At 29.6% G+C, this 1,604-nt stretch carries 1 protein-coding gene; it reads left to right on the top strand.

The features are described from left to right. The first annotated feature begins 521 nt into the window (after positions 1 to 521). Entirely contained in the window at positions 522 to 1,373 is an 852-nt protein-coding gene (locus tag U9R42_14480; GenBank protein MEA3497230.1) for a Bro-N domain-containing protein, read from the top strand. The last annotated feature ends 231 nt before the right edge of the window (positions 1,374 to 1,604 follow it).

The raw sequence follows: 1,604 nt of genomic DNA, 5'->3' as shown, positions 1-1,604 counted from the left end.
TTAATTTTAAGGTTTTGAGCCGAGATAGTTTGAGTTATTAGTAAGAAAGAAATTAGGATAATTAGAATTGTTGATTTACTTTGCATAAACACGGATTTTAGTTTTTTTAATGATTACAAAAGTAATAATTTTTAAATAATTATGAAATATTCAATTAAACTATGTTTCTACTTTGCTAATTAGAATAATTGGTTCTATTTCAAATACTGGGAGTAATCAAATTTGCCACCAAAGGAATAATTTCTATTTTTATAAATGAAATTTATACAAGGAAAAGACAGAAGACAGTCATATATTTTTCCAATATCACTGGAAGAAGCAATTATAAAAACGTAACCTAAAAAAAACAAATTATTTTTAAGCAAAGCAGAAATAGCTTTATATTTGACAAAAATTTAATCGGTGGTTTGGGTTATTAGCCAGATTGCCGTTAGCTTTCATTGTGAGAACGATATCACAAAATTGAAAAAACTGCTAAAAATTTTTAATTTATGTATCTTTGTGATTGAAAATTTAAAAGTATGACAAAAGAGAATGCAATAAAATTATTTCAAGACCAAAGAGTTAGAGTTCATTGGGATAGTGACCAAGAAAAATGGTATTTTTCAATCATTGATGTTATTGGAGTATTAACAGGAAGTGAAAGGCCAAGAAAATATTGGTCTGATTTAAAAAGTAAATTAAAATCAGAAGGAAGTGAAGTGTCCGAAAAAATCGGACAGTTGAAAATGAAATCTTCAGATGGTAAAAAGCGAATAACAGATGTCGCTGATACAGAACAACTATTACGATTAATTCAATCTATTCCATCACCGAAAGCTGAACCTTTCAAGACATGGTTAGCAAAAGTTGGTTATGAAAGAATAGAAGAGACAGAAGACCCAGAACTTGCATTTGACCGTGCAATGGAAACCTATTTGAAAAAAGGCTATTCAGTAAATTGGATTAACCAGCGATTGAAAAGTATTGAAGTTCGTAAAGAGTTAACTGATGAATGGGACTTGCACGGAATTAAAAAAGGAATTGAATATGCTATTCTGACAGATGAAATAGCAAAAGCTTGGTCAGGCATGACAACTCGTGAGTATAAGGATTTTAAAGATTTGAAGAAAGAAAACTTACGAGATAATATGACGAATTTAGAATTGGTGTTTAATATGTTGGCAGAAGCATCAACGACTGAAATATCGAAAGAAAAACAACCAAAGACACTTAATGAAAATAAACAGCTAGCACGTAAAGGTGGAAAAGTGGCTAATGTAGCACGGAAACAACTGGAAAAGACTACAAAAAAGAAAGTTATTTCACCTTTAAATGCAAAACAACTGGGAAAAAGAATAGAAAATGATGAAAATAAAGGAATAGAAGAATAATCAACGAAAAGCTAACAATGAAAAATTTGTGCCTTGCATCGTATTCATTATCTTTGTTTCTTAAAAGAAATGTATTTATAGAACCCCCCTTTAATCTGTGAATCTGTCTTCGACAGACGAAGTCTGTGGCTTTAATTTTTTTTCATCCACACAAATCAACAGAGAACCGAATAATTATTCAGGAATTTAAAAATACTTTGCAATTTGTATTGTTATTTAAAAAATAATTTA

The organism is Bacteroidota bacterium (assembly GCA_034723125.1).
GTDB lineage: Bacteria > Bacteroidota > Bacteroidia > CAILMK01 > JAAYUY01 > JAYEOP01.
Note: the sequence above shows the minus strand (reverse complement) of the source record. Positions and strands in the feature narration are given on the sequence as shown.